Origin of the sequence: Streptomyces sp. S3(2020) (genome assembly GCF_013044505.1) — a bacterium.
In the GTDB taxonomy this organism is placed as follows: Bacteria; Actinomycetota; Actinomycetes; order Streptomycetales; family Streptomycetaceae; genus Streptomyces.
In genome coordinates, this window is sequence record NZ_JABERD010000037.1 from 37,822 (window position 1) to 61,059 (window position 23,238).

Here is a 23,238-nt window from a genome sequence, read left to right on the forward strand (position 1 = left end):
CACTCGACCGGAAAAGCGGGCGAGTTTACCCATCCCAGTCGATACGTATGCGTCGAGCGGCCAGATTTTCTTCCCCTAACGGGTTGAACTTTTGTTGATCGAGGGGCAGTTGGTCGGCCTGGCGTCCTACCCTTCAGAGGGTGAAGCAATTGATGTCCCTAGAGTCCGAGGCCGGTCTTCCCGCGGAAGCTCCGCTTCCCGGCACGCTGCCGGAGTCGCTGCGTGCCGAACTTGTCGCGTTCCGACGTGACTTGCACATGCATCCGGAGCTCGGCAACCAGGAGTTCCGTACGACCGCCGCCATCAAGGCACGGCTGGAGAAGGCCGGCCTGCGGCCGCGTGTGCTCGCGGTGGGTACCGGGCTCGTGTGTGACATCGGGGACTGGGACGCGGGGCTTCCCGCGCTCGCCTTGCGGGCCGACATCGACGCCCTTCCCATTCCGGACACGAAGAGTGACTGCGCGTATCGCTCGACCGTGCCGGACCGGGCCCACGCGTGCGGGCACGACGTGCATACGACGGTCGTGCTCGGGGCCGGCCTCGTACTGGCCGATCTTCATCGGCAGGGACGGCTGCCGCGGCCCGTGCGGCTGGTCTTCCAGCCCGCCGAGGAAGTGCTGCCCGGCGGTGCCGCCGACGCCATCGAGTGCGGGGTCCTCGACGGGGTCGGGCGGATCATCGCCGTGCACTGCGATCCCCGGGTGGACGCCGGGCGGATCGGGCTGCGGGCCGGTGCCATCACCTCCGCGTGCGACCGGCTGGAGATCTCCCTCGGCGGACCCGGCGGACACACCGCGCGCCCGCATCTGACGACGGACCTGGTGACGGCCGCCGCGCGGGTCGTCATCGACGTGCCCGCGATCGTCGCCCGGCGCATCGACACCCGGGCCGGGCTCGCCGTGACCTGGGGCCGGATCGAGTCCGGACACGCGCCCAACGTCATTCCGCAGCACGCCGAGCTCTCCGGCACCGTGCGCTGCCTGGACATCGAGGCCTGGCGCCAGGCACCCGACGTCGTGGTCGCCGCGATCGACGAGGTGGCCAACCTGCATCGCGCCAAGTCGGAGATCACCTACGTGCGCGGTGTGCCGCCCGTCGTCAACGACCCCGCGGTCACCGACCTGTTGCGTGACGCCATGACCGCCCGGCGCGGTGCCGCCTCGGTCGAGGGCACCGAGCAGAGCCTCGGTGGCGAGGACTTCTCCTGGTATCTGGAGCATGTGCCGGGAGCCATGGCCCGGCTCGGCGTCCGCACACCGGGGGAGCGGACCGTACGCGATCTCCACCAGGGCGACTTCGACGCCGACGAGTCGGCGATCACGGCGGGCGTGGAGCTGTTCACCGCCGCCGCGCTGCTCGATGGAGCTTCCTGAGACACCTGAAGAAGATCTTGTGAAGGGGTGGCCGGTTTGGCACCCCTTCATCCCCTTGTGTCACCCGGGCGTAACCCGCGAGCGGCGAACGTAACCCGATGTCGGCACGGTTCGATAACGGCCGCGAGAAACCCCGTTCCCCTCCTCTTCTACGCGCGTTACTGTGCGCCGAAATGGCCACCAGAGGCGGCGCATTGGGGAAGCGGGCCGTTCGACGGGCCGTGGGATGAAGGGGTGCTTGCTGTGCGTTCCATATCTCGGAGGACCAGGTTCTCCCAAGCAGTGGTGGCCGTTTCGGTCATCGCGCTCGCGGCCGTCGGCTGTGGCGAGTCCAGCACGAAGGCCGGCAGTGACAAGGCATCGGCGTCGGAGTCCGGCAAGTACACCGGCAAGGGCATCGGCCTGGCGTACGACATCGGCGGCCGTGGCGACCAGTCGTTCAACGACGCCGCCTACGCCGGCTTCGAGCAGGCCGACAAGGAATTCAAGATGGGCGGCCGGGACGTCCAGCCGAGCGACGGCGAGTCCGACGCGGACAAGATCCAGCGTCTGACCGAGCTCGCCAAGGCCGGCTACAACCCGGTGATCGGCGTCGGCTACATCTACGCGCCGGCCGTCAAGGAGGTCGCCGCCAAGTTCCCGAACGTCACCTTCGGTGTCATCGACGACGAGCAGGTCAAGGCCGACAACGTCGCCGACATGGTCTTCTCCGAGGAGCAGGCCTCCTACCTCGCGGGCGTCGCCGCCGCCAAGGCCTCCAAGGCCAAGCACGTCGGCTTCATCGGCGGTGTGGACATCCCGCTGATCCACAAGTTCGGCGCGGGCTTCGAGCAGGGTGTCAAGTCCGTCGACCCGAGCATCAAGATCGAGTCGCAGTACCTGACGGAGACCCCCGCCGAGGGCGGCTTCTCCAGCCCGGACAAGGGCAAGGAGGCGGCCAGCGGCCAGATCGAGAAGGGCGCCGACGTCATCTACCACGCCGCCGGCCTGTCCGGTCAGGGCGTGATCTCCGAGGCCGCCGCCAACAAGATCTGGGCGATCGGCGTCGACTCCGACCAGTACAACCAGTCCGCGCTCAAGGACTACAAGGACTACATCCTCGGCTCGGCGCTGAAGAACGTCGGCGGCGCGGTCTACGAGCTCGCCAAGTCGGTCTACGAGGGCAAGCCGCTCACCGGTGTCGTCCGCGGCGACCTGAAGTCCGGCGGCGTGGGCTTCGCCGACTCCAACCCGAAGTACAAGGCGATGACGGACGTCGTCGCGGCGGTCGACGCGGCCAAGCAGGACATCATCGACGGCAAGGTGACGGTGAAGACCTCGTAAGGCCGGAAGTGAGGCGGAGGTGAGGCCGTAAGAGGCCTTTCGTACGCCCTCTCGGGCAGCGTTGCAGCTCGTACGCCCCTTGCTTCCCGCAAGGGGCGTACTGCTGTCCGTAGTCTGTCCACCAACTGTGGCCACAGCTCGGTAACGGACCGGACAGAAGGGGTTTTCCGTCTGGTCTACGCGCGTTACGCTGCGGCGGAACCAGCGCCTGGTTTGGGCGCTTGCACAAAGGAGTCTCGTTCCATGCGCCGGGTGTCCCGTATCGCGGTTGCAGGCGTTGCAACCGCAGCTCTTGCCGTGACCGTTTCCGCTTGCGGAAGCTCGTCCACCTCCTCGTCCTCCTCCTCCAGCAGCGACAAGAACCTGGGCCTCGCCCTGGCGTACGACGTCGGCGGCAAGGGCGACCAGTCCTTCAACGACGCCGCGACCGCCGGTCTGGACAAGGCCGACAAGGAGTTCGGCTACAAGTCCACGGCCGTCGAGCCGCAGGACGGCGAGTCGGACGCGGACAAGGTCCAGCGTCTGGAGAACCTCGCCAAGCAGGGCTACAACCCGGTCATCGGCGTCGGCTTCGCCTACGCGCCGGCCGTCAAGGAGGCCGCGGCCAAGTACCCGAAGACCACCTTCGGCATCGTCGACGACGAGCAGATCAAGGCCGACAACGTCGCCGACCTCGTCTTCCACGAGGAGCAGGCCTCCTACCTCGCCGGTGTCGCCGCCGCGCTGTCCACCAAGTCCGACGTCGTCGGCTTCGTCGGTGGTGTGGACGTGCCGCTGATCCACAAGTTCGGCGCGGGCTTCAAGCAGGGCGTCGAGGACACCAAGAAGGGCGTCACGGTCAAGGAGCAGTACCTGACCGAGACCGCCGCCGAGGGTGGCTTCTCCAGCCCCGACAAGGGTGAGAGCGCCGCCGAGGGCATGATCGACGACAAGGCGGACGTCATCTACGCCGCCGCCGGTCTGTCCGGCCAGGGCGTCATCAAGGCCGCCAGCGCCGCCAAGATCTGGGCGATCGGCGTCGACTCCGACCAGTACAACCAGGACGCGCTGAAGGCGTACAAGTCCTCGATCCTCACCTCGGCCATGAAGAACGTCGAGGGCGCGGTCTACGAGCTCGCCAAGTCCGTCAAGGACGGCAAGCCGGAGACCGGCGTCGTCCGCGGCAGCCTCTCCAACGGCGGCGTGAGCGTCTCGAACTCCAACCCGGAGTTCGCGGACAACACCAAGATCCAGGACGCGATCAAGAAGGCGTCCGAGGGCATCATCGACGGCACCATCACCGTGAAGACCTCCTGACCCTTCCGGGTAGAGGCCTTGGCCAAAAGAACGCTGTAATGGCAGCGTTACGGCCACGGAACGGGGCGCGGAGAGGATTCGCCCCTGGCATCGCTCCCGCGTCTGCCGGGTGGCGTCCGGAACGCATGTCCGGACGCCACCCGTCCCGCCCTCCGGGCGGACGGCGCGGGATCGACGCCAGGGGTGCCGCGCCCCGTTCGCGCGGCAGAATGCTCGGAACGGATCGTCCGTCAGAAAAGAACGATCAGGTCCGGGCACTATTTAAAGCAGGGGCGCTACGCGCGTAGAGCGGCCCCTTTTCCAGGGAGAGTGCGCCATCGAAGCGACCAGCAGCCCTCCGCTCACAGCTCAGTCGCCGATCGCGGTGGAGCTGGCGGGGATCACCAAACGATTCCCGGGTGTCGTCGCCAACCACGACATCCACCTGACGGTCCGCAAGGGCACCGTCCACGCCCTCGTCGGCGAGAACGGCGCCGGCAAGTCGACCCTGATGAAGATCCTCTACGGCATGCAGAAGCCGGACGAGGGCACCATCGCGGTCGGCACCGAACAGGTGACCTTCTCCAGCCCCGCCGACGCGATCTCCCGCGGCATCGGCATGGTCCACCAGCACTTCATGCTCGCGGACAACCTCACGGTCCTGGAGAACGTGGTGCTCGGCAGCGAGAAGCTGTACGGCATCGGTGGCAACGCCCGTAAGAAGATCAAGGAGATCTCCGACCGCTACGGCCTCGGCGTCCGCCCCGACGCCCTGGTCGAGGACCTCGGTGTCGCCGAGCGCCAGCGCGTGGAGATCCTCAAGGTCCTCTTCCGCGGCGCCTCCACCCTGATCCTCGACGAGCCCACCGCCGTCCTGGTGCCGCAGGAGGTCGACGCGCTCTTCGACAACCTGCGCGAGCTCAAGTCCGAGGGCCTGTCGGTCATCTTCATCTCCCACAAGCTCGGCGAGGTCCTCTCCGTCGCCGACGAGATCACCGTCATCCGCCGCGGCACGACGGTCGGCACCGCCGTCCCGTCCGAGACCACCCCGCGCCAGCTCGCCGAGATGATGGTCGGCAGCGAACTCCCCACCCCGGAGACCGCCGAGTCGACCGTCACCGACCGGGCCGTCATCGAGGTCAAGGACCTCACCGTCTACGCGTCCGGCGGCGCCTCCCTGGGCGTCGAGGCCGAACCCTCCGGCGGTGTCGGTCTCGCCGCGGAGGGCGGCGAGGTCAAGCGGGTCCTCGACGACGTCTCCTTCACCATCCACGCCGGTGAGGTCATGGGCATCGCCGGTGTCGAGGGCAACGGCCAGACCGAGCTCATCGACGCCCTCATCGGCACCAGGAACGCCGACTCCGGAGCCATCTTCTTCGAGGGCACGGACGTCACCTCCTGGGCCACCCGCAAGCGCCGCGAGTCCGGCGTCGGCTACATCCCCGAGGACCGCCACCGCCAGGGCCTGCTCCTGGAGGCCCCCCTCTGGGAGAACCGCATCCTCGGCCATGTCACCGAGACGCCCAACGCCAAGGGCTTCTGGCTGACCCCGAAGGCGGCCCAGGCCGACACCCGCCGCATCGTCGAGGAGTACGACGTCCGTACCCCCGGCATCGACGTCACCGCGGCCTCCCTGTCCGGCGGCAACCAGCAGAAGCTGATCGTCGGCCGCGAGATGAGCCACAGCCCCAAGTTCCTGATCGCCGCCCACCCCACCCGCGGTGTGGACGTCGGCGCGCAGGCCCAGATCTGGGACCGCATCCGCGACGCCCGCCGCGAGGGCCTCGCCGTGCTGCTGATCTCCGCCGACCTGGACGAGCTCATCGGCCTGTCGGACACCCTGCGTGTGATCTACAACGGCAGGCTGGTCGCCGACGCCGACCCGGCCACCGTGACCCCGGAGGAGCTCGGCTCCGCCATGACGGGTGCCGCCACCGGACACCTTGAGCACGTCGAGGACGAGAGCGCCCCGGAGGACGAGGCCCGATGAAGAAGTTCGACAAGGAGCGCCTGCTCCTCGCCGTGGCCGGACCGGCCCTGGCGCTCGTCGCGGCGATCCTGCTGACCTCGGTCGTGCTGATCGCCTCGGGCAAGAGCCCGATCGAGCCGTACACGCTCATGCTGGAGCAGGCCGGCTACTCCGACGTCCAGGTACTGATCGTCAACCAGGCGTCGATGTACTACATCGCCGCCCTCGCGGTCGCCCTCGGCTTCCGGATGAACCTGTTCAACATCGGTGTCGACGGCCAGTACCGCCTCGGCGCCATGATGACCGCGGTGGTCGGCGCCCACGTGGCACTGCCGTCCTTCCTCCAGGTCCCGCTGCTGCTCCTGGTCGGCGCCCTCACCGGCGCCATGTGGGCCGGTATCGCCGGCATCCTGAAGGTGACCCGGGGCGTCAGCGAGGTCGTCGCGACGATCATGCTGAACTCCATCGCCACCAGCGTCATCGGCTACCTCACCCTCACCGACAACTGGGGCGTCCCGCTCGGCGACAACGTCACCACCGGTGTGATGAAGGAGTCCGGCTGGGTCCCCGGCATCGACCTGGGCTCCGACGTCGGCGAGATCTACGGTCTGGTCTTCCTCGCCGTCGCGATGGGCATCGGCTACTGGGCCGTCCTCAACCGCACCCGCTTCGGCTTCGACCTGCGGGCCACCGGCGAGTCCGAGACCGCCGCCGCGGCCTCCGGCGTCAACGCCAAGCGCATGGTCCTCACCGCGATGCTGATCTCCGGCGCGGTCGCCGGCATCTCCGGTCTGCCGCTGCTGCTCGGCGACACCCACACCTACAGCCTCAGCTTCCCGGCCGGCCTCGGCTTCACCGCCATCGGCATCGCACTGCTCGGCCGTAACCACCCCGGTGGCATCGCGCTCGCCGCACTGCTGTGGGCCTTCCTCGACAAGGCGTCCCCCGCTCTCGACTACGCGACCCCCGAGCCGTACGAGAAGGAGATCGCCACGATCATGCAGGGCCTGATCGTCTTCGCGGTCGTCATCTCCTACGAGGTCGTCCGCACCTGGGGCCTGCGCCGCCAGCAGAAGCGCGTCGGCGAGGAGCTCGCCGCGGCCGCCGCCAACACCAAGAAGGAGGTGGCGGTCTGATGACCACCGCGACCATCGTCAAAGCGCTGGCCAAGAAGCCCGGCAAGGGCAGTCGCCGCATGTCGCTGCCCGTCCTCCTCCTGATCATCTCGGGCGTGCTGATCCTGACGTCGATCGTGCGCCTGATCACCGGCGCCGACGGCATCACCTCCACCGGCCAGATGTCCACCGCCCTGCGCGCGGCCGTCCCGATCGGTCTCGCGGGCCTCGGCGGTCTGTGGGCCGAGCGCGCGGGCGTCGTCAACATCGGCCTCGAGGGCATGATGATCCTCGGCACCTGGTTCGGCGCCTGGGCCGGCTACCAGTGGGGCCCCTGGACCGGCGTGATCGTCGGCATCATCGGCGGTGCCCTCGGCGCCGTCCTGCACGCAATCGCCACGGTGACCTTCAACGTCAACCACATCGTCTCCGGTGTGGCCCTGAACATCCTGGCCCTCGGCACCACCCGCTATCTGTCGAAGTTCACCTTCGAGGAGGCCCCGCAGGGCTCCTCCAAGCAGTCCCCGCCGATCGAGTCGCTGGGCACCTTCGACGTCCCGGGCCTCTCCAGCTGGCTGGAGACCCTCAACGACAAGCACTGGTTCCTGATCTCCGACATCGCCGGTCTCGTCGGCGGTCTGATCACCAACCTGTCGCCCCTGACCGTCGTCGCCGTGGCCCTCGTACCCGCCTCCTGGTACATCCTGTGGCGCACGCCGTTCGGTCTGCGGCTGCGCTCCTGCGGTGAGAACCCGATCGCGGCGGAGTCCCTCGGCGTCAACGTCTACAAGTACAAGTACATCGCCGTGATCATCTCCGGCGGCTTCGCCGGCCTCGGCGGTGCCTTCCTGTCGATCGTCTCGTCCAACGTGTACCTCGACGGCCAGACGGCGGGCCGCGGTTACATCGGTCTCGCCGCGATGATCTTCGGCAACTGGATGCCGGGCGGACTCGCCCTCGGCGCGGGCCTGTTCGGCTACACCGACAGCCTCAAGCTGCGCGGCGGCACGACCAACGTCCACGCGTTGATCCTGCTGATCGCGATCCTGCTGGTGTTCGGCGCCGCGTACCTCGCCTGGAAGAAGAAGTACGTCCCCGCCGCCATCACCGCCGCGATCTCGGCCCTCATGTTCATCTGGTACACCACCACGAACGAGGTCCCGAACCAGGTCGTGACGGCCAGCCCCTACGTCATCACCCTGCTGGTGCTCTCGCTGTCCGCACAGCGCCTGAGGATGCCGAAGGCGGACGGACTGCCCTACCGGAAGGGGCAGGGGAAGTGACCTCCGCCGACTTCGACTGGGACGCCCTGCGGGAGGTGGCACGCGAGGCGATGAGCCACGCGTACGCCCCCTACTCGGGCTACCCCGTCGGCGTCTCGGCCCTCGTCGACGACGGCCGTACGGTCTCCGGCTGCAATGTCGAGAACGCCTCCTACGGACTCGGCCTGTGCGCCGAGTGCGGGCTGGTCTCGGAGCTGCAGCGCACCGGCGGCGGCCGCCTGACGCACTTCACGTGCGTGGACGGCCGCGGTGAGGTCCTCGTCCCGTGCGGCCGCTGCCGGCAGTTGTTGTACGAGTTCGGCGGCCCCGATCTCCTGCTGGAGACCCCGGCGGGCATCCTGCCGCTCTCGGAGATGCTGCCCCAGGCCTTCGGGCCGGGTCATCTCACCACCAAGTAACTCCCGTGCGGCCCCTCTGAATCGGAATCGGTCAGGGGGGCCGCGCACTTCCTGGACCCTCGGAAGGAATGCTTCACATGGCCATGGACGCCATCTCCGTCATCCGCACCAAGCGGGACCGCGGTGAGCTCAGCGACGAGCAGATCGACTGGGTCATCGACGCGTACACCCGCGGGGAGGTCGCCGACTACCAGATGGCCGCGCTGAACATGGCCATCCTCCTCAACGGCATGAACCGCACCGAGATCTCCCGCTGGACCGCCGCGATGATCGCGAGCGGCGAGCGGATGGACTTCTCGTCGCTGTCCCTCCCGACGGCGGACAAGCACTCGACGGGCGGCGTCGGCGACAAGATCACGCTCCCGCTGGCTCCCCTGGTGGCGGCGTGCGGCGCGGCGGTACCGCAGCTGTCGGGCCGCGGCCTCGGCCACACGGGCGGCACGCTCGACAAGCTGGAGTCGATCCCGGGCTGGCGCGCACTGCTCTCCAACGAGGAGATGCTGCACGTCCTCGACACCACCGGCGCGGTGATCTGTGCCGCCGGCGACGGTCTGGCCCCCGCCGACAAGAAGCTGTACGCCCTGCGCGACGTCACCGGCACGGTGGAGGCGATCCCCCTCATCGCCTCCTCGATCATGTCGAAGAAGATCGCGGAGGGCACGGGTTCGCTCGTCCTGGACGTGAAGGTGGGCTCGGGCGCCTTCATGAAGACCATCGAGGACGCTCGCGAACTGGCCTCGACGATGGTCGGCCTCGGCACGGACCACGGTGTGAAGACGGTCGCGCTCCTGACGGACATGTCCACCCCCCTCGGCCTCACGGCGGGCAACGCCCTGGAGGTCCGCGAGTCGGTGGAGGTCCTGGCGGGCGGTGGCCCGGCGGACGTGGTGGAGCTGACGATCGCGCTGGCTCGCGAGATGCTCGAAGCGGCGGGCGTCCGCGACGCCGACCCGGCGAAGGCCCTGGCCGACGGCTCGGCGATGGACGTCTGGCGCCGCATGATCGCGGCCCAGGGCGGCGACCCCGACGCGGAGCTGCCGGTCGCCAAGGAGCAGCACGTCGTGAAGGCGGGCGCCTCCGGCGTCCTGACCCGCCTCGACGCCTACGACATCGGCATCGGCGCCTGGCGCCTCGGCGCCGGCCGCGCCCGCAAGGAGGACCCGGTCCAGGCGGGCGCGGGCATCGAGATGCACGCCAAGCCCGGCGACACGGTGACCGAGGGCCAGCCCCTCCTCACCCTCCACACGGACACCCCGGAGCGCTTCGAGTACGCCCTGGAGGCGGTCGAGGGTTCCTACGACATCGCGGCGACGGGCACGGACTTCACGGCTTCGCCGGTGGTGCTGGAGCGGATCGCCTGACCAGGCTGTTTCCCTTTCGGGTGAACGGGATCGGTGCTGCGGCGCCGGTCCCGTTCGGCGTTGTTGGATGCGCCCATGGGTCACGTGATCGAGGGCGACTACATCCTGGCGGACAACGAGTGGGACGAACTGGCGTGGGTCTGGGGGCAGACGGACGTCCCCAAGGGCTGCAAGGTGGAGATCATCGATGGCCTGATCATCGTGACGCCCTATTCCGCCCAAGCGCACCACGGCATCGTCGAGCCCGCGCAGCGGCGCCTGTACGAGGTGACCCCCGAGGGCTGGGGCATCTACCAGCGGCTGGGCATGGCAGTGCCGTCCCGGCTCGGGCTCTACGTCCCCGATCTGGCCGTGGTGCCGGAGGAGGCGCTGCGGACGCGCGACGATCACTTCATCCCGGCGTCGGCGGCGGAACTCGTCGCGGAGGTCACCTCGAACGCCACCGCCCACCACGACAGGACGACCAAGGCGGTCGGCTACGCCGAGGCCGGGATCCCGCTCTACCTCCTCATCGACCGGCTGCATCCGGACGGACCGGCGATCACCCTGCACAGCGAGCCGGCGGGGGGCGTCTATCGGGTCATGCGCCCGGGGCGGTTCGGCGACCCGGTGATGCTGCCCCGGCTGTTCGACCTCACCCTCGACACCAGGGAGTTCCGCGGAGTCTGACTCATCCGAGCAACGCCGCGACCACCACCAACACCGGCACCGCCAACACCGTCGACACCAGGATCGAATCCCGCGCCAGCCGCTCGCCCACCCTGTAACTCGACGCGTACGTATAGAGGTTCTGCGCGGCGGGCAGCGCCGACGTCACCACCACGTCCAGGAGCTGGTGGCCCCGCAGCCCGAACACCCCCACCGCCAGCGCCCACGCGGCCACCGGCTGGCCCACCGACTTCAACGCCACCGACAGCAGGACCAGCTGACGGTCCGGCCCCCGCCCCGGCATCGTGCTGCCGCACAGGGAGATCCCGAAGGCGAGCAGGACGGCGGGGACGGACATGTTGCCGATCAGGGTCACCGGGTCCATGACCGCCGAGGGGATGTGGAGACCGGTCGCCGAGACCGCCACCCCGGCCAGCGAACCCACCGCGATGGGGTTGCGCAGGGGTGTCAGGAGGCGCAGCCACAGCGGGTCCTTGCCGTCCCTGGCCGCCAGGTCCAGGACGGTCAGCGCGACCGGGGTCAGCAGGAGCAGCTGGAACAGCAGCACCGGCGCCACCAGCGAGGCATCGCCCAGGACGTACACGGCGATCGGGATACCGAGGTTCCCGGAGTTGACGTAGCTGGAGCACAGCGCGCCGATGGTCGTACGGCCCACGCCCCACCCCCGTACGGCACCCACCGCGATGAAGACACCCGCCATCGCCGCCGTGCTCAGCGCGGTCACGACCAGACGGCTGGAGAAGACCACCGACAGGTCGGCCCCCGCCAGCGTCGTGAAGAGCAGGGCCGGGGAGGCGACATGGAAGGCGAGCTTCGTGAGGACCTCGCGCCCGTTGTCACCGAGGTAGCCGCGCCGCCCGATCAGATACCCGACCGCGATCACCACGGCGATGACGGCGAAGCCGGTCAGCACTCCCTGCACGGAACCTCCTCGGCGGTGAGGAGCGCAGGGGATATCCAGGGCGGTGCTGATCCGTGGGGCATACAGCCAACCCTCCGGGGAAGGCGGTGCCCAGGTCAATGTGATCTCGGTCGGTGGACCCGCAGGGACCGGGTCCCGCCGCGATGGACTCCGCCGCGATGAGTTCCGCCCGCCCGCCCGGTCTACCGATCGTGGACGCCATGACACCCGCCGTGCTCGTACTGGCCGGCCCCGTCACCCGGGACGAGGTGGCGGGGCTCTGCGACGACGTGCGGGCGCTGCTGGAGGCGACCGGAGCCGGGGCGGTCGTCTGCGATGTCGGAGGGCTCGGGCCGCCGGGGCTCGGCGCCGTCGATCTGCTGGCACGGCTGGAGCTGGCCGCCCGGCGGGCCGGGGGCCGGATCCGGCTCAGAGACCCCGCCCTCGCGCTACAGGCTCTTCTCGACCTAGTCGGCCTCCGCTTCGAGATGGAGGGGGAGATCGAACAGGGGGAACCAGCGCTGTGTGTCGAGGAAGCAGTGGAACCCGGTGATCCGCCCGTCTGAGATCTCCAGGATCTGCACCGCCCAGGGGGTGTAACCGCCCTTCTCCTCGTCCGGCTTGTAGTGCGCGAAGCCGGGCAGGCCGTTGGCCTGGACGGGCACCAGATGGGAGTTGGCGCAGGAGGCGCCCAGCGTCGTCATGAAGCCCGTGATGTCGTCGTGGCCCGTCAGCCACAGGTCGAACGGCGGCATCGTCATGATGGCGTCCTCGTGCAGCAGCGCCGTCAGCGCCGCCATGTCGTACCCCTCGAACGCCGCCATGTAGCGGTCCAGGAGCTTCTTCTGCTCCTCGTCCAGCGGGTCGGACACCGTCGCCTCCGCGCCGTGTCCGTCCCGCTCGGCGAGGGTCGCGCGGGCCCGCTGGAGGGCGCTGTTGACCGACGCGACCGTGGTGCCGAGCAGCTCGGCGACCTCGCTCGCCTTCCAGGCCAGCACCTCACGCAGGATCAGCACCGCGCGCTGCTTGGGCGGGAGTTGCTGCAGGGCGGCCATGAAGGCGAGCCGTACGGATTCCTTGGCCACGGCAGCCTCCGCCGGGTCCTCGACGGTGGGCAGGACGCGGGCGTCCGGCATCGGCTCCAGCCAGGTGTGGTCCGGGCGGGGGGAGAGGGCGGCCTGGGCGAGGGGCGTCGAATCGGTGAGGTCCATCGGCCTCGCGCGTTTGTTGCCGGCCGTCAGCATGTCCAGGCAGACGTTGGTCGCGATGCGGTAGAGCCAGGAGCGGAGGCTGGAACGGCCCTCGAACTTGTCGTAGCTGCGCCAGGCGCGGACCATCGTGTCCTGCACCGCGTCCTCCGCCTCGAAGGACGAGCCGAGCATGCGGTAGCAGTACCCGGTCAGCTCGACCCGGTGCTTCTCCAGCCTGACGTCGAGGTCCGCTGTCGTCGTGCTGTCCGTCATCGTCCACCCACCCCTGTGGCCGTTCTGTGTCGCGCCTTTGCGCCCAGCACGTTCGAAGCTATCGCAGGGCACTGACAATGGCGTGCCGAGTGATGGAACGCGCAGGTCAGACACCTTTCGCTCTCGCCGGGGCGAGGAAAGGCAGTCCCCCTGGTCGACCGACCTCGACCAGGGGGAAGCAGGGGGAAGCAGGGGGAACGTGCGGCTCAGGCCACGGCGAGCCGCTGCCGGGCCCGAGCCGCACGCGTTCCGAGGACGGTGATCGTCACGACACCGAGCACCGCCAGCAGGCCGACCGCGACGGTCCCGGCCCAGCCACCCGCGTGGAAGGCCAGCGCGCCGACCGTGCTGCCCACGCTGGAACCGATGTAGTACGCCGACTGGTACAGCGCCGAAGCCTGCGCGCGCCCCTCCGTCGCCGCCTTGCTCACCGACGAGGACGCCACCGCGTGCCCGGCGAAGAAGCCACCGGTGATCAGCACCAGGCCCAGCAGGACGAACGGCAGCGAGTCCGCCAGGGACAGGACCAGACCCGTCGCCGTCGTCGCGCCCGCCGCGTACAGCGCACCCCGGCGACCGAGGCGGCCCACCAGACGGCCCGCCGTGGACGCCGACACCGTGCCCACCAGGTAGACCAGGAAGATCGAGCCGACGATGCCCTGCGGCAGATCGAACGGCGCCTCCGTGAGCCGGTACCCGATCACCGTGTACACACCGCCGAACACCGTCATGAACAGCGCGCCGATCGCGTACAGCCGGCACATCAGCGGGTCGGACAGATGATCACGGACCGTCCGCACCAGCACCCGCGGCTTCAGCGACCCGGCGACGAAGTGCCTCGGCGCCGGCAGCAGCAGCCGGAACGCCACCGCGCACCCGACCGCGATCGCCCCGATCACGCCCAGGGCCACCCGCCAGCCCCACTCCTGCGCCACCCAGCCGGTGATGACCCGGCCGCTCATCCCGCCGACACTGTTGCCCGCGACGAACAGACCGATCGCCGTGACCAGTGCCTTCGGCCGGACCTCCTCCGCCAGATACGCGGTGGCGGAAGCCGGAAGACCGGCCAGCGCCGCCCCCTGCAACGCCCGCAGCGCCACCAGCACCGGCAGCGAGGGAGCCAGCGGGACCAGCAGCCCGACCGTCACCGCGACCGCCAGCGAGCCCGTCATGACCGTGCGCCGTCCGTACCGCTCCGACAGCGCGCTCATCGGGAGCACGAACAGGGCCAGTCCGCCCGTCGCCGCCGCCACCGTCCAGCTCGCGTCGCTCGCCGCCACCCCGAAGTCGCCGGAGATCAGCGGCAGAAGGGCCTGCGTGGAGTAGAGGAGGGCGAAGGTCGCGACCCCGGCGAGGAAGAGGGCGAAGCTCATCCGGCGGTAGCCGGGACCGCCCGGGGTCATACGGGAGTCGAGAGCAGGAACAGCGGATACGGCGCCCATGGTCATGGACGCCTCGGTACTGGCAGGCATGCCTCGAAGTTACGTACACCTCGGCTCATGCGTCCAATGCACGGACTCGTCATAATCGTTCCCATGGTGCATCAACACAGCTCACAGCCTCGCCTGTCACCATCCAGTGACACAGAAGACATGTCAGAGATGTCGATGGTGCTGGCCCCGCGACTGGCGTACTTCGCGGGTGTCGCCCGCACCGAGCACATCACCCGGGCCGCCCGGGAGATGAACGTCCCGCAGTCCACGCTGTCCCGCGCGATGGTCCGCCTCGAACAGGACCTGGGCGTCGACCTGTTCGCCCGCATCGGCCGCACCGTCTCCCTCACCCCGGCCGGGCGCGCCTTCCTCGGCCACGTCGAACGCGCCCTCGCCGAGATCGACCGCGCCGCCGAGGAGGTCCGCGCGGACGCCGACCCGGCGACCGGCAAGGTCGCGTTCGGCTTTCTGCACACCATGGGCTCGGAGACGGTCCCCGGCCTCATCCGCGCCTTCCGCGCCGACCACCCCCGCGTCCGCTTCAGCCTCGTCCAGAACTACGGCGAGGCGATGATCGAACGCCTCCGCGCGGGGGAGCTGGACCTGTGCCTGACCTCCCCGGTCCCGGACGCCCCGGACCTGGTCGGCCGCCGCCTCGACGAGCAGAAACTGCGCCTGGTCGTCCCGGCCGACCACCGGCTCGCGAGCCGCAAGCGGGTCCGTCTCGCCGAGGCCGCCGACGAGACCTTCGTGACCCTGGAACCCGGCTACGGCATGCGCCGCATCACCGACGACCTGTGCCAGGAGGCCGGGTTCAAACCGAGGATCGCCTTCGAGGGGGAGGAGGCCGAGACGCTACGGGGCCTGGTCGCCGCCGGTCTCGGGGTCGCCCTCCTCCCGCCGCCCGCAGTGGCCCGCCCCGGCGTCGTCGAGCTGACGGTCACCGCCCCGCGCGCGGTGCGCGAGATCGCCGTCGCCTGGCTCGACGGCCACCCGGACACCCCACCGGTGGCGGCCTTCAAGAAGTTCCTGCTGGCCCAACGCGGCCACCTCCTCCCGGACTGACACGGCCCCGAGACGAGCGGCACGATCCCGAGCACCGCCCGCGTCAGCGTCGTCAGCGTCGTCCTCCCGGCCCCGTCGGCCCGCTCGGCAAGGCATGCACTCACCGTGCTGTCGGCTACCGCCGCAGTGACCGCCCGAAGCCCGCCGCCAGCGGCATCCGCAGGCCCAGTGGCGGCGGGGCGGCCAGGGCGTCCTCGACGGGGCGGGAGTACGCCCGGCCGAACAGTGAGCCGATCACGAAGTCCTCGGCCAGCGCGTGGACTTCGTCGCGGTGCTGGCGCAAGGCGTGGCCGTCGGAGTGGACTTCGAACCGGCAGACGTCCCGGTTCGCCTTCTTCGCCCGTGCCGCGAGCCGGAACGACAGCTCCGGGTCCGTGCGCGCGTCGTTCGTGCCGTGCACCATCAGCACCCGCCGGCCCGCCAGCTGCTTCACCGGTTCGGGGGGCGCCGCCACATCCTCCTCGGGCAGCCAAGGGGCGATGGCCAGCACGGAGTTGACGGCCTCGTGTCCGCCCGCGTGCAGTGCGGCCCGGGCGCCCATGTCGACGCCGGCCAGGCATACGGGGACGTCCCCGTAGCGCCGTACGATCTCCTCGGTGGCCCAGCCGGCGTCCCGGGCGAGATGCGCCTCGGTGCCGTTCCAGCCGCGATAGCGGTAGTGGACGACATGCGCGGCCAGTCCCTCCTCCCGGCCCGCGCGCGCCAGCCGGCGGCCCAGGCCGCGGACGGACGCGGTCGCCATCATGGGGGACGGCCTGCGGCCGGAGCTCTCCTCGCCCCCGGGGAGCAACAGCACCACCCCGCTCACCGCCGTCGGCTCCGGACCAAGTGCCCGCCCCAGCCGGGCCGCGCGAACCGGAATTGCTTGCTGTGCCATGACAGAACAGTGTCAGAAGCGTCCGTGTACTCCACCCGTCGGGGCGGTCACCGTTACGTATCGACGGAGTTGTACAAGGAGCGATCTACGCGCGTAGGAGTTAGAGTGCGGAAATGACGAGCAAGACTGACCGGACGGGAACCACCCCGAGCTCGGACCAGATCCGCCGGGCGCCCAAGGTTCTGCTGCACGATCACCTCGACGGCGGGCTGCGTCCCGGTACCGTCGTCGAGCTGGCCCGGGCCACCGGGTACGCCCAACTCCCCGAGCACGACGCCGACAAGCTCGGCGTCTGGTTCCGTGAGGCCGCCGACTCCGGTTCGCTGGAACGGTACTTGGAGACCTTCTCCCACACCGTCGGTGTGATGCAGACCCGCGAGGCGCTGGTCCGGGTCGCCGCCGAGTGCGCCGAGGACCTCGCCGCCGACGGGGTCGTCTACGCCGAGGTGCGGTACGCCCCCGAGCAGCACCTCGAAGGCGGGCTCAGCCTCGAAGAGGTCGTCGAGGCCGTCAACGAGGGCTTTCGCGAAGGGGAGCGGATCGCCCGCGAGAACGGCCGGCGCATCCGCGTCGGCGCCCTGCTCACCGCGATGCGGCACGCGGCCCGCGCCCTGGAGATCGCCGAACTCGCCAACCGCTACCGGGACCTCGGCGTCGTCGGCTTCGACATCGCCGGTGCTGAGGCCGGCTTCCCGCCCACCCGGCACCTCGACGCGTTCGAGTACCTCAAGCGCGAGAACAACCACTTCACCATCCACGCCGGCGAAGCCTTCGGGCTCCCCTCCATCTGGCAGGCCCTCCAGTGGTGCGGCGCCGACCGGCTCGGCCACGGTGTGCGCATCATCGACGACATCCAGGTCCAGCAGGACGGCTCGGTCAAGCTCGGCCGGCTCGCCTCCTACGTCCGGGACAAGCGGATCCCGCTGGAGCTGTGCCCGAGCTCCAACCTCCAGACCGGGGCCGCCGACTCCTACGCCGAGCACCCGATCGGGCTGCTGCGCCGGCTGCACTTCCGGGCCACCGTGAACACCGACAACCGGCTGATGTCCGGCACGAGTATGAGCCGGGAATTCGAGCATCTGGTCGGAGCATTCGGCTACACGCTCGACGACATGCAGTGGTTCTCCGTCAATGCGATGAAATCAGCGTTCATTCCTTTCGATGAACGACTGGCCATGATCAATGACGTCATCAAGCCCGGCTATGCCGAGCTGAAGTCCGAATGGCTGTTCCAGCAGACCGCCTCCACCAGCGGTTCTGTGGCCGAAGAGGGCTGATCGGGGGATCTCCCGGGAATCGGAATGCGGACGGGTATTCACAATCCGTCCGCATTTCGATGTTTGCGGCGGATGCCGGTGCGTGTTTACGGTCATGGACCGCTCACATCACCGTCACCCCATTTCGAGGACGCACTTTCATGAAGCAGTCTGCTGCCAAGACCCTCGGTGTCGCCGCCCTCGGTGCCGCCTTCGCCGCCGTCGGCGCGGGTGCCGCGAACGCCGCGCCGGCCGTTCCGGACGCCTCCCAGGCCCTGGACACCGTCACCAAGACGCTTCCGGCGGAGAACGTCACCAAGGCGCTGCCGGGTGCCGGTGACGCCCTGTCGCAGGCGCAGCCGGCCGTCGCCGCGAGTCTGGCCGCCGTGACTCCTGCCGCCCAGAGCGCGCTCGCCGACGGTCCGACCAAGCCGGTCGCCGGTCTGCTCGGCGGTCTGCCGATCGGCCAGACCGGGCTGCCCACCAAGGGTCTGCCGGTGAACGGGATCCCGCTCGGCTGAACCCCCCGAACGCCCCGATGGGGCGCACCCCTTGTCCGGGGTGCGCCCCATCGGCGTATGCGTGGAAGGCCGGTTACCAGGCCGCCTGCGTCTTGTTCGCCTTGCCCTCGGAGGGGAACAGGATCCACAGGGCGATGTAGAGCAGGAACTGCGGGCCGGGCAGCAGGCACGAGAGCACGAAGATCACCCGCATCGTGGTGGCGGAGGTGCCGAAGCGCCGTGCCAGCGCGGCACACACTCCGCCGATCATGCGGCCGTTGGTGGGGCGGGCAAGGCGGGACATTGCGGCTCCTTCGTGAGCGTCGGTGGGCTGCCTTTCCGGCTGACTCATCTGTCTTCAACGCTACGGAGCCCGAAGGGACAAAGCGTCGCTCTACGGTGCGATGCCGACCCTGGGAATTGTCGGGGTACGACCCTGAGAGGGCTCCTCCGGGAGGGTGGTCGCCCGCTTCGGGGACCGGGACCTGCGGCGGAGCCGGGCGCGGCCCGCGGGGATGAAGGCGGCGTGCGCGAGGGCCACGCCCACGGTGTTCAGGAGGACCGAGTCGATGTCGACGACCTGACCGGGGACGCCGGTCTGGAGCAGCTCGATGCCGAGGGAGATCAGGGCGCCCGCGGCGACCGTACGGATCAGGGACGCGAGCGGAGAGACGTACAGCCGGCCGTGCGCCAGCGGAAGCAGCACCCCCAGCGGGGCCAGCAGCGCGACCGCCTCACCGATCCGCCGTGCCGCCTCCGGCCGGCCGAGCGCCAGGTCGGCGCGGATCCCGGCGAGCGGGGTGAGATTCGGCGGCGTCATCCAGGGGACGTCCAGCGGCCGCAGCGTCAGGTAGGCGACGAACGCGAGGTGTGCGACAAGGAGGACACCCCCTGCCGCACGCATACGGATCACGGCGCTGCTGCCGATGGAACCTTGACGCTGCACGCCCCCCTAGACGCGGGGTGCGGCGGGATCGGTTCCGGGCGCACGGGTGAGGCGTCCGCCACACGTGTTTCCCGGCGGGCCGGCATCCCGCCTCAGCCGTCCGTGACCTCCGACGACGGCGGTTTCGCGCTGTTCGGTTCGGCGCGTACCTCGTCGGTGCACTCGTAGCGGCGCAGCGGGGCGCCGTCCGGGCCGCCGAGGATGACCGAGCCGTCGCCCTCGGCGGCGGCCGAGTCGGAGAACGTGCAGACGATCTGGGCGAGGGAGGACTTGGCGAGGGCGTCCGGTGGGAAGCTCAGCCGCAGGGTGTCCTCGGGGTCGTCCGAGCGCGGCCCGGTCACCGTCATGCCGTCCCGCACCGTCGTCCGGTACCCGGCCTCCGCCTCGCCGGCCGACGGCGCCGCCGCGAGCTGGTTGAGCAGCTCCTGCGCCACCAGGACCCGCCGCCGGGCGTCCGCCGTACCGTCCTCGACACTCACCGTCCGGTCGACGGCCACCAGCGAGGAACCGCACAGCAGGAACACCTGCACCGCGAGGCCCCGCGAGGACTGCGCGGAGACGTCCGGTTCCGAGACCGAGCAGTGCACCCGTGAGGGCGCGGGCCCGAAGTCCGTCGGGACCTCGGTGGCCCGGATGCCGCAGCCGGCGGCCAGCGCCGCCAGCACGGGCAGCGCCAGCAGCCGTCGTACGGCCACGGTGCCCATGGTTCGCCGCCCCCGCAGTCCCCGCCCTCGCGTCACGCTCATGAGCTCTTCTCCCCCTCGCCCTCCTGCGCCAGTTCCGACGCGTCCCTGGGCAGCCGCAGCGTGAAGACCGCGCCGCCCTCGGGGGAGTTCGCGGCGGTGATCTCGCCACCGTGGATATGGGCGTTCTCCAGGGCGATGGAGAGGCCGAGTCCGCTGCCCTCGGAGCGGGGGCGGGACGCGCTGGCCTTGTAGAACCGGTCGAAGACATGCGGCAGGACGTCCTCGGGGATGCCCGGCCCGTGGTCCCGCACCTCGATGACGACCGAGTCGTCCGCGGCGCGCACCGCCACCCGCACCGGTGAACCGCCGTGCTTGAGCGCGTTGCCGACGAGGTTCGCCATGATCACGTCCAGGCGGCGCGGGTCGAGCCGGGCGTGGATGCCGCGCTCGGCGTCCAGGTCCACCGCGTCCAGCCAGGCCCGCGCGTCGATGCAGGCGGTGATCTGGTCGGCGACGTCGACGTCGTCCAGGACGAGGCGGGCGGTACCCGCGTCGAAGCGGGTGACCTCCATCAGGTTCTCGACGAGGTCGTTGAGGCGGCGCGTCTCGCTGACCACCAGCCGCACCGCCGGCTCGATCATCGGGTCCATCGAACCCGACTCCGCCTCCAGCTCCTCCTCCAGGATCTCCGTGACGGCGGTGATCGCGGTGAGCGGTGTACGGAGTTCATGGCTCATGTCGGCGACGAACCGCCGGGACGCCTCGTCCCGCCCGGCCATGTCGTCGACCCGTTTCTCCAGGGCCTCGGCCGCGTCGTTGAACGTCCGTGACAGATCCGCGAGTTCATCGGTGCCGGACACCCTCAGCCGGGTGTCCAGCTTGCCCTCGCCGAGCCGGCGGGCGGCGACCCCGAGCCGGTGCACCGGCTTCAGTACGGTCGTGGCGGCGGCCTGTGCGAGCAGTGCGGAGCCGATCAGCGCGAGACCGGTGGCGATACCGAGCGACCAGGCAAGGGAGTTGAGGTCCTTCGCCTCCGGCTCGAGGGACTTGAGCATGTAGCCGGTGGTGCCGCCGTTGATGACCTTCGTGCCGGCCACGAGATACGGGGTGCCGTCGTCGACGGTCCGCTGCCAGTACAGGTGGTACGCGTACTTGTTGGAGGAGTCGACCTCCTGCGTCTCGTCGACCGCGGCCCGCAGCGACTGGGGCACGTCCTGGATCGAGAAGCCGTTCAGCGCGCCGGAGTTGGCGTACAGCGCCTCGCCATCGGAGCCCTCCGCGACGAGCAGCACGCTGAAGCGCTGGCTGCTGTTGGCCATCTCCTGTGCGGTGCGCTGGAGTTCGTACTGCTCGGGGAGTTCGGGCAGCAGGCCCGCGTGGTTCTGCATCTCCTGCTGGAAGTCGCGCAGCACCGCGTCCTGGGTGCGGGTGAGCACCGCCTCGCGGTTGAGCCAGTAGGCGATCCCGGACGCGGACACCGCGGCGGTGAGCGCCACGAGCCCGAAGACCACGACGAGCCGCAGCCGCAGACTGGTGAACCGCAGTCGCGACAGATGTCCCTTGCGAGCCGCGGCCCAGCCGCGGACCCCCCCTTGCGCTCGGGTCACTGAGGCGTGTCCAGCCGGTAGCCGACACCACGGACCGTGCGGATCAGCGTCGGGGACGACGGCACATCCTCGACCTTGGCGCGCAGCCGCTGCACACAGGCGTCGACGAGCCGCGAGTCACCGAGGTAGTCGTGTTCCCAGACGAGACGCAGCAGTTGCTGCCGGGACAGCGCCTGGCCCGGCCGTCGGCTGAGCTCCAGCAGGAGGCGCAGTTCGGTCGGGGTGAGCTGGAGGTCCTCGCCGTTCTTCGTCACGGTCATGGCCGCGCGGTCGATGACGAGCGAACCGAAGGTCGCCGCGTCGTTCGCCTCGCGCTCGCCACGTCGCAGCACGGCCCGGATACGGGCGTCGAGCACCCGCCCCTGGACCGGTTTGACGACATAGTCGTCCGCACCGGACTCCAGCCCCACGACCACGTCGATGTCGTCGCTGCGCGCGGTGAGCAGGATGATCGGCAGCTGGTCCGTGCGCCGGATGCGCCGGCACACCTCGAACCCGTCGATGCCGGGCAGCATCACGTCCAGCACGATCAGGTCCGGCCGCTGCTCACGCAACAGCTTCAGGCCGTCCTCGCCGGTGGCAGCCGTGGCAACCCGGTGACCCTGGCGCGTCAGAGACAGCTCCAGGGCCGTACGGATGGCGTCGTCGTCCTCGATCAGCAACAGGGAAGGCACGGGGCTCATTCTGGCCCATGGCGGGGTGCGGTTTCGACACCTGTACGGGTACGTGCACGTAGCGCCGCTCTCTGTGACCGTGCTGTGTCTTCCCTGAGGGCGACCCCTGTGACAGGTCTGTGACAGTCGGCGGACACGGCCATGAAGGTGCGAGGGCAAGCTTTTCGGCACAGGCAAGGAAGCACCGCAGAGACACCGCGGAGATACACCGCCTGAGCAAGCCGAACACCGGAAGTCCACGACGGGGGGCGCGAGATGAACACGCTGCACAGCAACAGCACCAGCGCAGTGATCACGCGTCTGCACGACGTGAACGGGGGCCGGGGTTCCGAGAAGTCCGGCGCCGTGAGCGGGCGGGGGTGCGCTCGCGGCGCTGGGCGTCAGCACACCGCGTACATGACGGTGGTTGACGGTTTCACGGGGGAAGCACACGGGGGAAGCGCGTACAGGGAGGACTCGGGGGAGCGTCGTTCGCTGTCGGAGGCGGAGTTCACCGCCTACGTCCAGGAGCGCCGCGCCTCCCTGTACGCAACCGCCTACCACCTCACCGGTGACCGCTTCGAGGCCGAGGACCTGCTCCAGAGCGCGCTGTTCTCGACGTACAAGGCATGGGACCGGATCAGTGACAAGGCGGCCGTCGGGGGATACCTGCGACGGACGATGACCAATCTGCACATCAGCGCGTGGCGCCGCCGCAAGCTGAACGAGTACCCGACTGAGGAACTGCCGGAGACGCCCGGTGACACGGACGCGATGCGCGGCACCGAGCTGCGCGCGGTCCTGTGGCAGGCGCTGGCCCGGCTGCCCGAACTCCAGCGCACGATGCTGGTCCTCCGTTACTACGAGGGCCGCACCGACCCGGAGATCGCGGACATCCTCGACATCAGTGTCGGCACGGTGAAGTCGAGCATCTGGCGGTCGCTCCGCCGGCTGCGCGAGGACGAGGTCCTCAGCTTCGGCCGTGACGAGGAGGACGCCTTCGGGGAGCTTGTCGCCTGAGGGTTACGGGGGAGCAGTACCGGGGGGTTTCACGGGGGAAGCACCACCGGGGGGAAATCGGGGGA

23 protein-coding genes are annotated in these 23,238 nt (G+C 69.8%); 14 read left to right on the forward strand and 9 right to left on the reverse strand.

Going from position 1 to position 23,238, the window contains the following annotated elements:
- Window positions 1-152 precede the first annotated feature (152 nt).
- From HLK59_RS14950 to HLK59_RS14990, 9 genes are all read left to right on the forward strand, one after another.
- Complete coding sequence (locus tag HLK59_RS14950; RefSeq protein WP_171141904.1) at window positions 153-1,373, forward strand: amidohydrolase; 1,221 nt, start codon at window positions 153-155, stop codon at window positions 1,371-1,373.
- 285 nt (window positions 1,374-1,658) lie between these two features.
- Complete coding sequence (locus HLK59_RS14955) at window positions 1,659-2,696, forward strand: BMP family ABC transporter substrate-binding protein (RefSeq protein ID WP_346779730.1); 1,038 nt, start codon at window positions 1,659-1,661, stop codon at window positions 2,694-2,696.
- Window positions 2,697-2,939: 243 nt separating this feature from the next.
- Window positions 2,940-3,992: a BMP family ABC transporter substrate-binding protein gene (locus tag HLK59_RS14960; protein WP_171141905.1), complete on the forward strand. Its 1,053-nt coding sequence runs from the start codon at window positions 2,940-2,942 to the stop codon at window positions 3,990-3,992.
- Between the two features lie 358 nt (window positions 3,993-4,350).
- On the forward strand, window positions 4,351-5,961 hold the full coding sequence (locus HLK59_RS14965) for an ABC transporter ATP-binding protein (RefSeq protein ID WP_346779732.1): 1,611 nt from the start codon (window positions 4,351-4,353) through the stop codon (window positions 5,959-5,961).
- Window positions 5,958-7,076 carry an ABC transporter permease gene (locus tag HLK59_RS14970; protein ID WP_171141906.1) on the forward strand — a complete coding sequence of 373 codons (1,119 nt, stop codon included), beginning with the start codon at window positions 5,958-5,960 and terminating at the stop codon, window positions 7,074-7,076. Before HLK59_RS14965 ends, HLK59_RS14970 begins: the two co-directional genes overlap by 4 nt.
- Window positions 7,076-8,338, forward strand: coding sequence for an ABC transporter permease (locus HLK59_RS14975; RefSeq protein ID WP_171141907.1), 1,263 nt, complete (start codon window positions 7,076-7,078; stop codon window positions 8,336-8,338). Before HLK59_RS14970 ends, HLK59_RS14975 begins: the two co-directional genes overlap by 1 nt.
- Window positions 8,335-8,736 (forward strand): cytidine deaminase, encoded by a 402-nt coding sequence (locus tag HLK59_RS14980; protein ID WP_171141908.1) that lies wholly within the window; start codon window positions 8,335-8,337, stop codon window positions 8,734-8,736. The genes HLK59_RS14975 and HLK59_RS14980 overlap by 4 nt, the downstream gene beginning before the upstream one ends.
- A gap of 83 nt (window positions 8,737-8,819) precedes the next feature.
- Window positions 8,820-10,097: a thymidine phosphorylase gene (locus HLK59_RS14985; protein ID WP_171141927.1), complete on the forward strand. Its 1,278-nt coding sequence runs from the start codon at window positions 8,820-8,822 to the stop codon at window positions 10,095-10,097.
- Between the two features lie 75 nt (window positions 10,098-10,172).
- Entirely contained in the window at window positions 10,173-10,766 is a 594-nt protein-coding gene (locus tag HLK59_RS14990; protein WP_171141909.1) for a Uma2 family endonuclease, read from the forward strand.
- Between the two features lies 1 nt (window position 10,767).
- Here HLK59_RS14990 and HLK59_RS14995 read toward each other — a convergent pair whose 3' ends face one another.
- The gene (locus HLK59_RS14995) at window positions 10,768-11,688 is read right to left on the reverse strand and encodes an AEC family transporter (RefSeq protein ID WP_171141910.1); all 921 of its coding nucleotides are present in this window, start codon (window positions 11,686-11,688) and stop codon (window positions 10,768-10,770) included.
- 158 nt (window positions 11,689-11,846) lie between these two features.
- On the opposite strand from HLK59_RS14995, the gene HLK59_RS15000 reads away from it, so the two are divergent.
- Window positions 11,847-12,233 (forward strand): STAS domain-containing protein, encoded by a 387-nt coding sequence (locus HLK59_RS15000; protein WP_171141911.1) that lies wholly within the window; start codon window positions 11,847-11,849, stop codon window positions 12,231-12,233.
- Here HLK59_RS15000 and HLK59_RS15005 read toward each other — a convergent pair.
- Window positions 12,135-13,130, reverse strand: a complete 996-nt coding sequence (locus HLK59_RS15005) for a sigma-70 family RNA polymerase sigma factor (RefSeq protein WP_171141912.1) — start codon at window positions 13,128-13,130, stop codon at window positions 12,135-12,137. The two genes, HLK59_RS15000 and HLK59_RS15005, sit on opposite strands and share 99 nt — an antisense overlap.
- Before the next feature lie 206 nt (window positions 13,131-13,336).
- On the reverse strand, window positions 13,337-14,602 hold the full coding sequence (locus HLK59_RS15010; RefSeq protein WP_171141913.1) for an MFS transporter: 1,266 nt from the start codon (window positions 14,600-14,602) through the stop codon (window positions 13,337-13,339).
- A 63-nt stretch (window positions 14,603-14,665) separates the two neighbouring features.
- Between HLK59_RS15010 and HLK59_RS15015 the strand changes: the two genes are divergently transcribed.
- Entirely contained in the window at window positions 14,666-15,628 is a 963-nt protein-coding gene (locus HLK59_RS15015; RefSeq protein ID WP_171141914.1) for a LysR family transcriptional regulator, read from the forward strand.
- 115 nt (window positions 15,629-15,743) lie between these two features.
- Here HLK59_RS15015 and HLK59_RS15020 read toward each other — a convergent pair whose 3' ends face one another.
- The gene (locus HLK59_RS15020) at window positions 15,744-16,505 is read right to left on the reverse strand and encodes an alpha/beta hydrolase (protein ID WP_171141915.1); all 762 of its coding nucleotides are present in this window, start codon (window positions 16,503-16,505) and stop codon (window positions 15,744-15,746) included.
- A 113-nt stretch (window positions 16,506-16,618) separates the two neighbouring features.
- Between HLK59_RS15020 and HLK59_RS15025 the strand changes: the two genes are divergently transcribed.
- The gene (locus HLK59_RS15025; RefSeq protein ID WP_171141916.1) at window positions 16,619-17,782 is read left to right on the forward strand and encodes an adenosine deaminase; all 1,164 of its coding nucleotides are present in this window, start codon (window positions 16,619-16,621) and stop codon (window positions 17,780-17,782) included.
- Window positions 17,783-17,922: 140 nt separating this feature from the next.
- Window positions 17,923-18,282: an ATP-binding protein gene (locus HLK59_RS15030; protein WP_171141917.1), complete on the forward strand. Its 360-nt coding sequence runs from the start codon at window positions 17,923-17,925 to the stop codon at window positions 18,280-18,282.
- A gap of 73 nt (window positions 18,283-18,355) precedes the next feature.
- Here the strand turns inward: HLK59_RS15030 and HLK59_RS15035 are convergent, their stop codons facing one another.
- The 5 genes from HLK59_RS15035 to afsQ1 all read right to left on the reverse strand — a co-directional run bounded on the left by HLK59_RS15035 (window position 18,356) and on the right by afsQ1 (window position 22,174).
- Entirely contained in the window at window positions 18,356-18,565 is a 210-nt protein-coding gene (locus HLK59_RS15035) for a PspC domain-containing protein (protein WP_171141918.1), read from the reverse strand.
- Window positions 18,566-18,655: 90 nt separating this feature from the next.
- The gene (locus tag HLK59_RS15040; protein ID WP_171141919.1) at window positions 18,656-19,207 is read right to left on the reverse strand and encodes a VanZ family protein; all 552 of its coding nucleotides are present in this window, start codon (window positions 19,205-19,207) and stop codon (window positions 18,656-18,658) included.
- 92 nt (window positions 19,208-19,299) lie between these two features.
- Window positions 19,300-19,953, reverse strand: coding sequence for a hypothetical protein (locus HLK59_RS15045; protein WP_240982419.1), 654 nt, complete (start codon window positions 19,951-19,953; stop codon window positions 19,300-19,302).
- Window positions 19,950-21,500, reverse strand: a complete 1,551-nt coding sequence (locus HLK59_RS15050) for a HAMP domain-containing sensor histidine kinase (protein WP_171141920.1) — start codon at window positions 21,498-21,500, stop codon at window positions 19,950-19,952. Before HLK59_RS15050 ends, HLK59_RS15045 begins: the two co-directional genes overlap by 4 nt.
- Window positions 21,497-22,174: a two-component system response regulator AfsQ1 gene (gene afsQ1, locus HLK59_RS15055; RefSeq protein ID WP_013001223.1), complete on the reverse strand. Its 678-nt coding sequence runs from the start codon at window positions 22,172-22,174 to the stop codon at window positions 21,497-21,499. The genes HLK59_RS15050 and afsQ1 overlap by 4 nt, the downstream gene beginning before the upstream one ends.
- A gap of 255 nt (window positions 22,175-22,429) precedes the next feature.
- Between afsQ1 and HLK59_RS15060 the strand changes: the two genes are divergently transcribed.
- Complete coding sequence (locus HLK59_RS15060) at window positions 22,430-23,173, forward strand: SigE family RNA polymerase sigma factor (protein ID WP_046261188.1); 744 nt, start codon at window positions 22,430-22,432, stop codon at window positions 23,171-23,173.
- The last annotated feature ends 65 nt before the right edge of the window (window positions 23,174-23,238 follow it).

Excerpts from the sequence above, each read along its gene's own strand:
- HLK59_RS14950 (WP_171141904.1), top strand. The coding sequence starts at position 153 with ATGTCCCTAGAGTCCGAGGCCGGTCTTCCCGCGGAAGCTCCGCTTCCC.
- HLK59_RS14960 (WP_171141905.1), top strand. The coding sequence starts at position 2,940 with ATGCGCCGGGTGTCCCGTATCGCGGTTGCAGGCGTTGCAACCGCAGCT.
- HLK59_RS14970 (WP_171141906.1), top strand. The coding sequence starts at position 5,958 with ATGAAGAAGTTCGACAAGGAGCGCCTGCTCCTCGCCGTGGCCGGACCG.
- HLK59_RS14975 (WP_171141907.1), top strand. The coding sequence starts at position 7,076 with ATGACCACCGCGACCATCGTCAAAGCGCTGGCCAAGAAGCCCGGCAAG.
- HLK59_RS14985 (WP_171141927.1), top strand. The coding sequence starts at position 8,820 with ATGGACGCCATCTCCGTCATCCGCACCAAGCGGGACCGCGGTGAGCTC.
- HLK59_RS14990 (WP_171141909.1), top strand. The coding sequence starts at position 10,173 with ATGGGTCACGTGATCGAGGGCGACTACATCCTGGCGGACAACGAGTGG.
- HLK59_RS15000 (WP_171141911.1), top strand. The coding sequence starts at position 11,847 with ATGAGTTCCGCCCGCCCGCCCGGTCTACCGATCGTGGACGCCATGACA.
- HLK59_RS15005 (WP_171141912.1), bottom strand. The coding sequence starts at position 13,130 with ATGACGGACAGCACGACGACAGCGGACCTCGACGTCAGGCTGGAGAAG.
- HLK59_RS15010 (WP_171141913.1), bottom strand. The coding sequence starts at position 14,602 with ATGCCTGCCAGTACCGAGGCGTCCATGACCATGGGCGCCGTATCCGCT.
- HLK59_RS15015 (WP_171141914.1), top strand. The coding sequence starts at position 14,666 with ATGGTGCATCAACACAGCTCACAGCCTCGCCTGTCACCATCCAGTGAC.
- HLK59_RS15020 (WP_171141915.1), bottom strand. The coding sequence starts at position 16,505 with ATGGCACAGCAAGCAATTCCGGTTCGCGCGGCCCGGCTGGGGCGGGCA.
- HLK59_RS15025 (WP_171141916.1), top strand. The coding sequence starts at position 16,619 with ATGACGAGCAAGACTGACCGGACGGGAACCACCCCGAGCTCGGACCAG.
- HLK59_RS15030 (WP_171141917.1), top strand. The coding sequence starts at position 17,923 with ATGAAGCAGTCTGCTGCCAAGACCCTCGGTGTCGCCGCCCTCGGTGCC.
- HLK59_RS15035 (WP_171141918.1), bottom strand. The coding sequence starts at position 18,565 with ATGTCCCGCCTTGCCCGCCCCACCAACGGCCGCATGATCGGCGGAGTG.
- HLK59_RS15045 (WP_240982419.1), bottom strand. The coding sequence starts at position 19,953 with ATGAGCGTGACGCGAGGGCGGGGACTGCGGGGGCGGCGAACCATGGGC.
- HLK59_RS15060 (WP_046261188.1), top strand. The coding sequence starts at position 22,430 with ATGAACACGCTGCACAGCAACAGCACCAGCGCAGTGATCACGCGTCTG.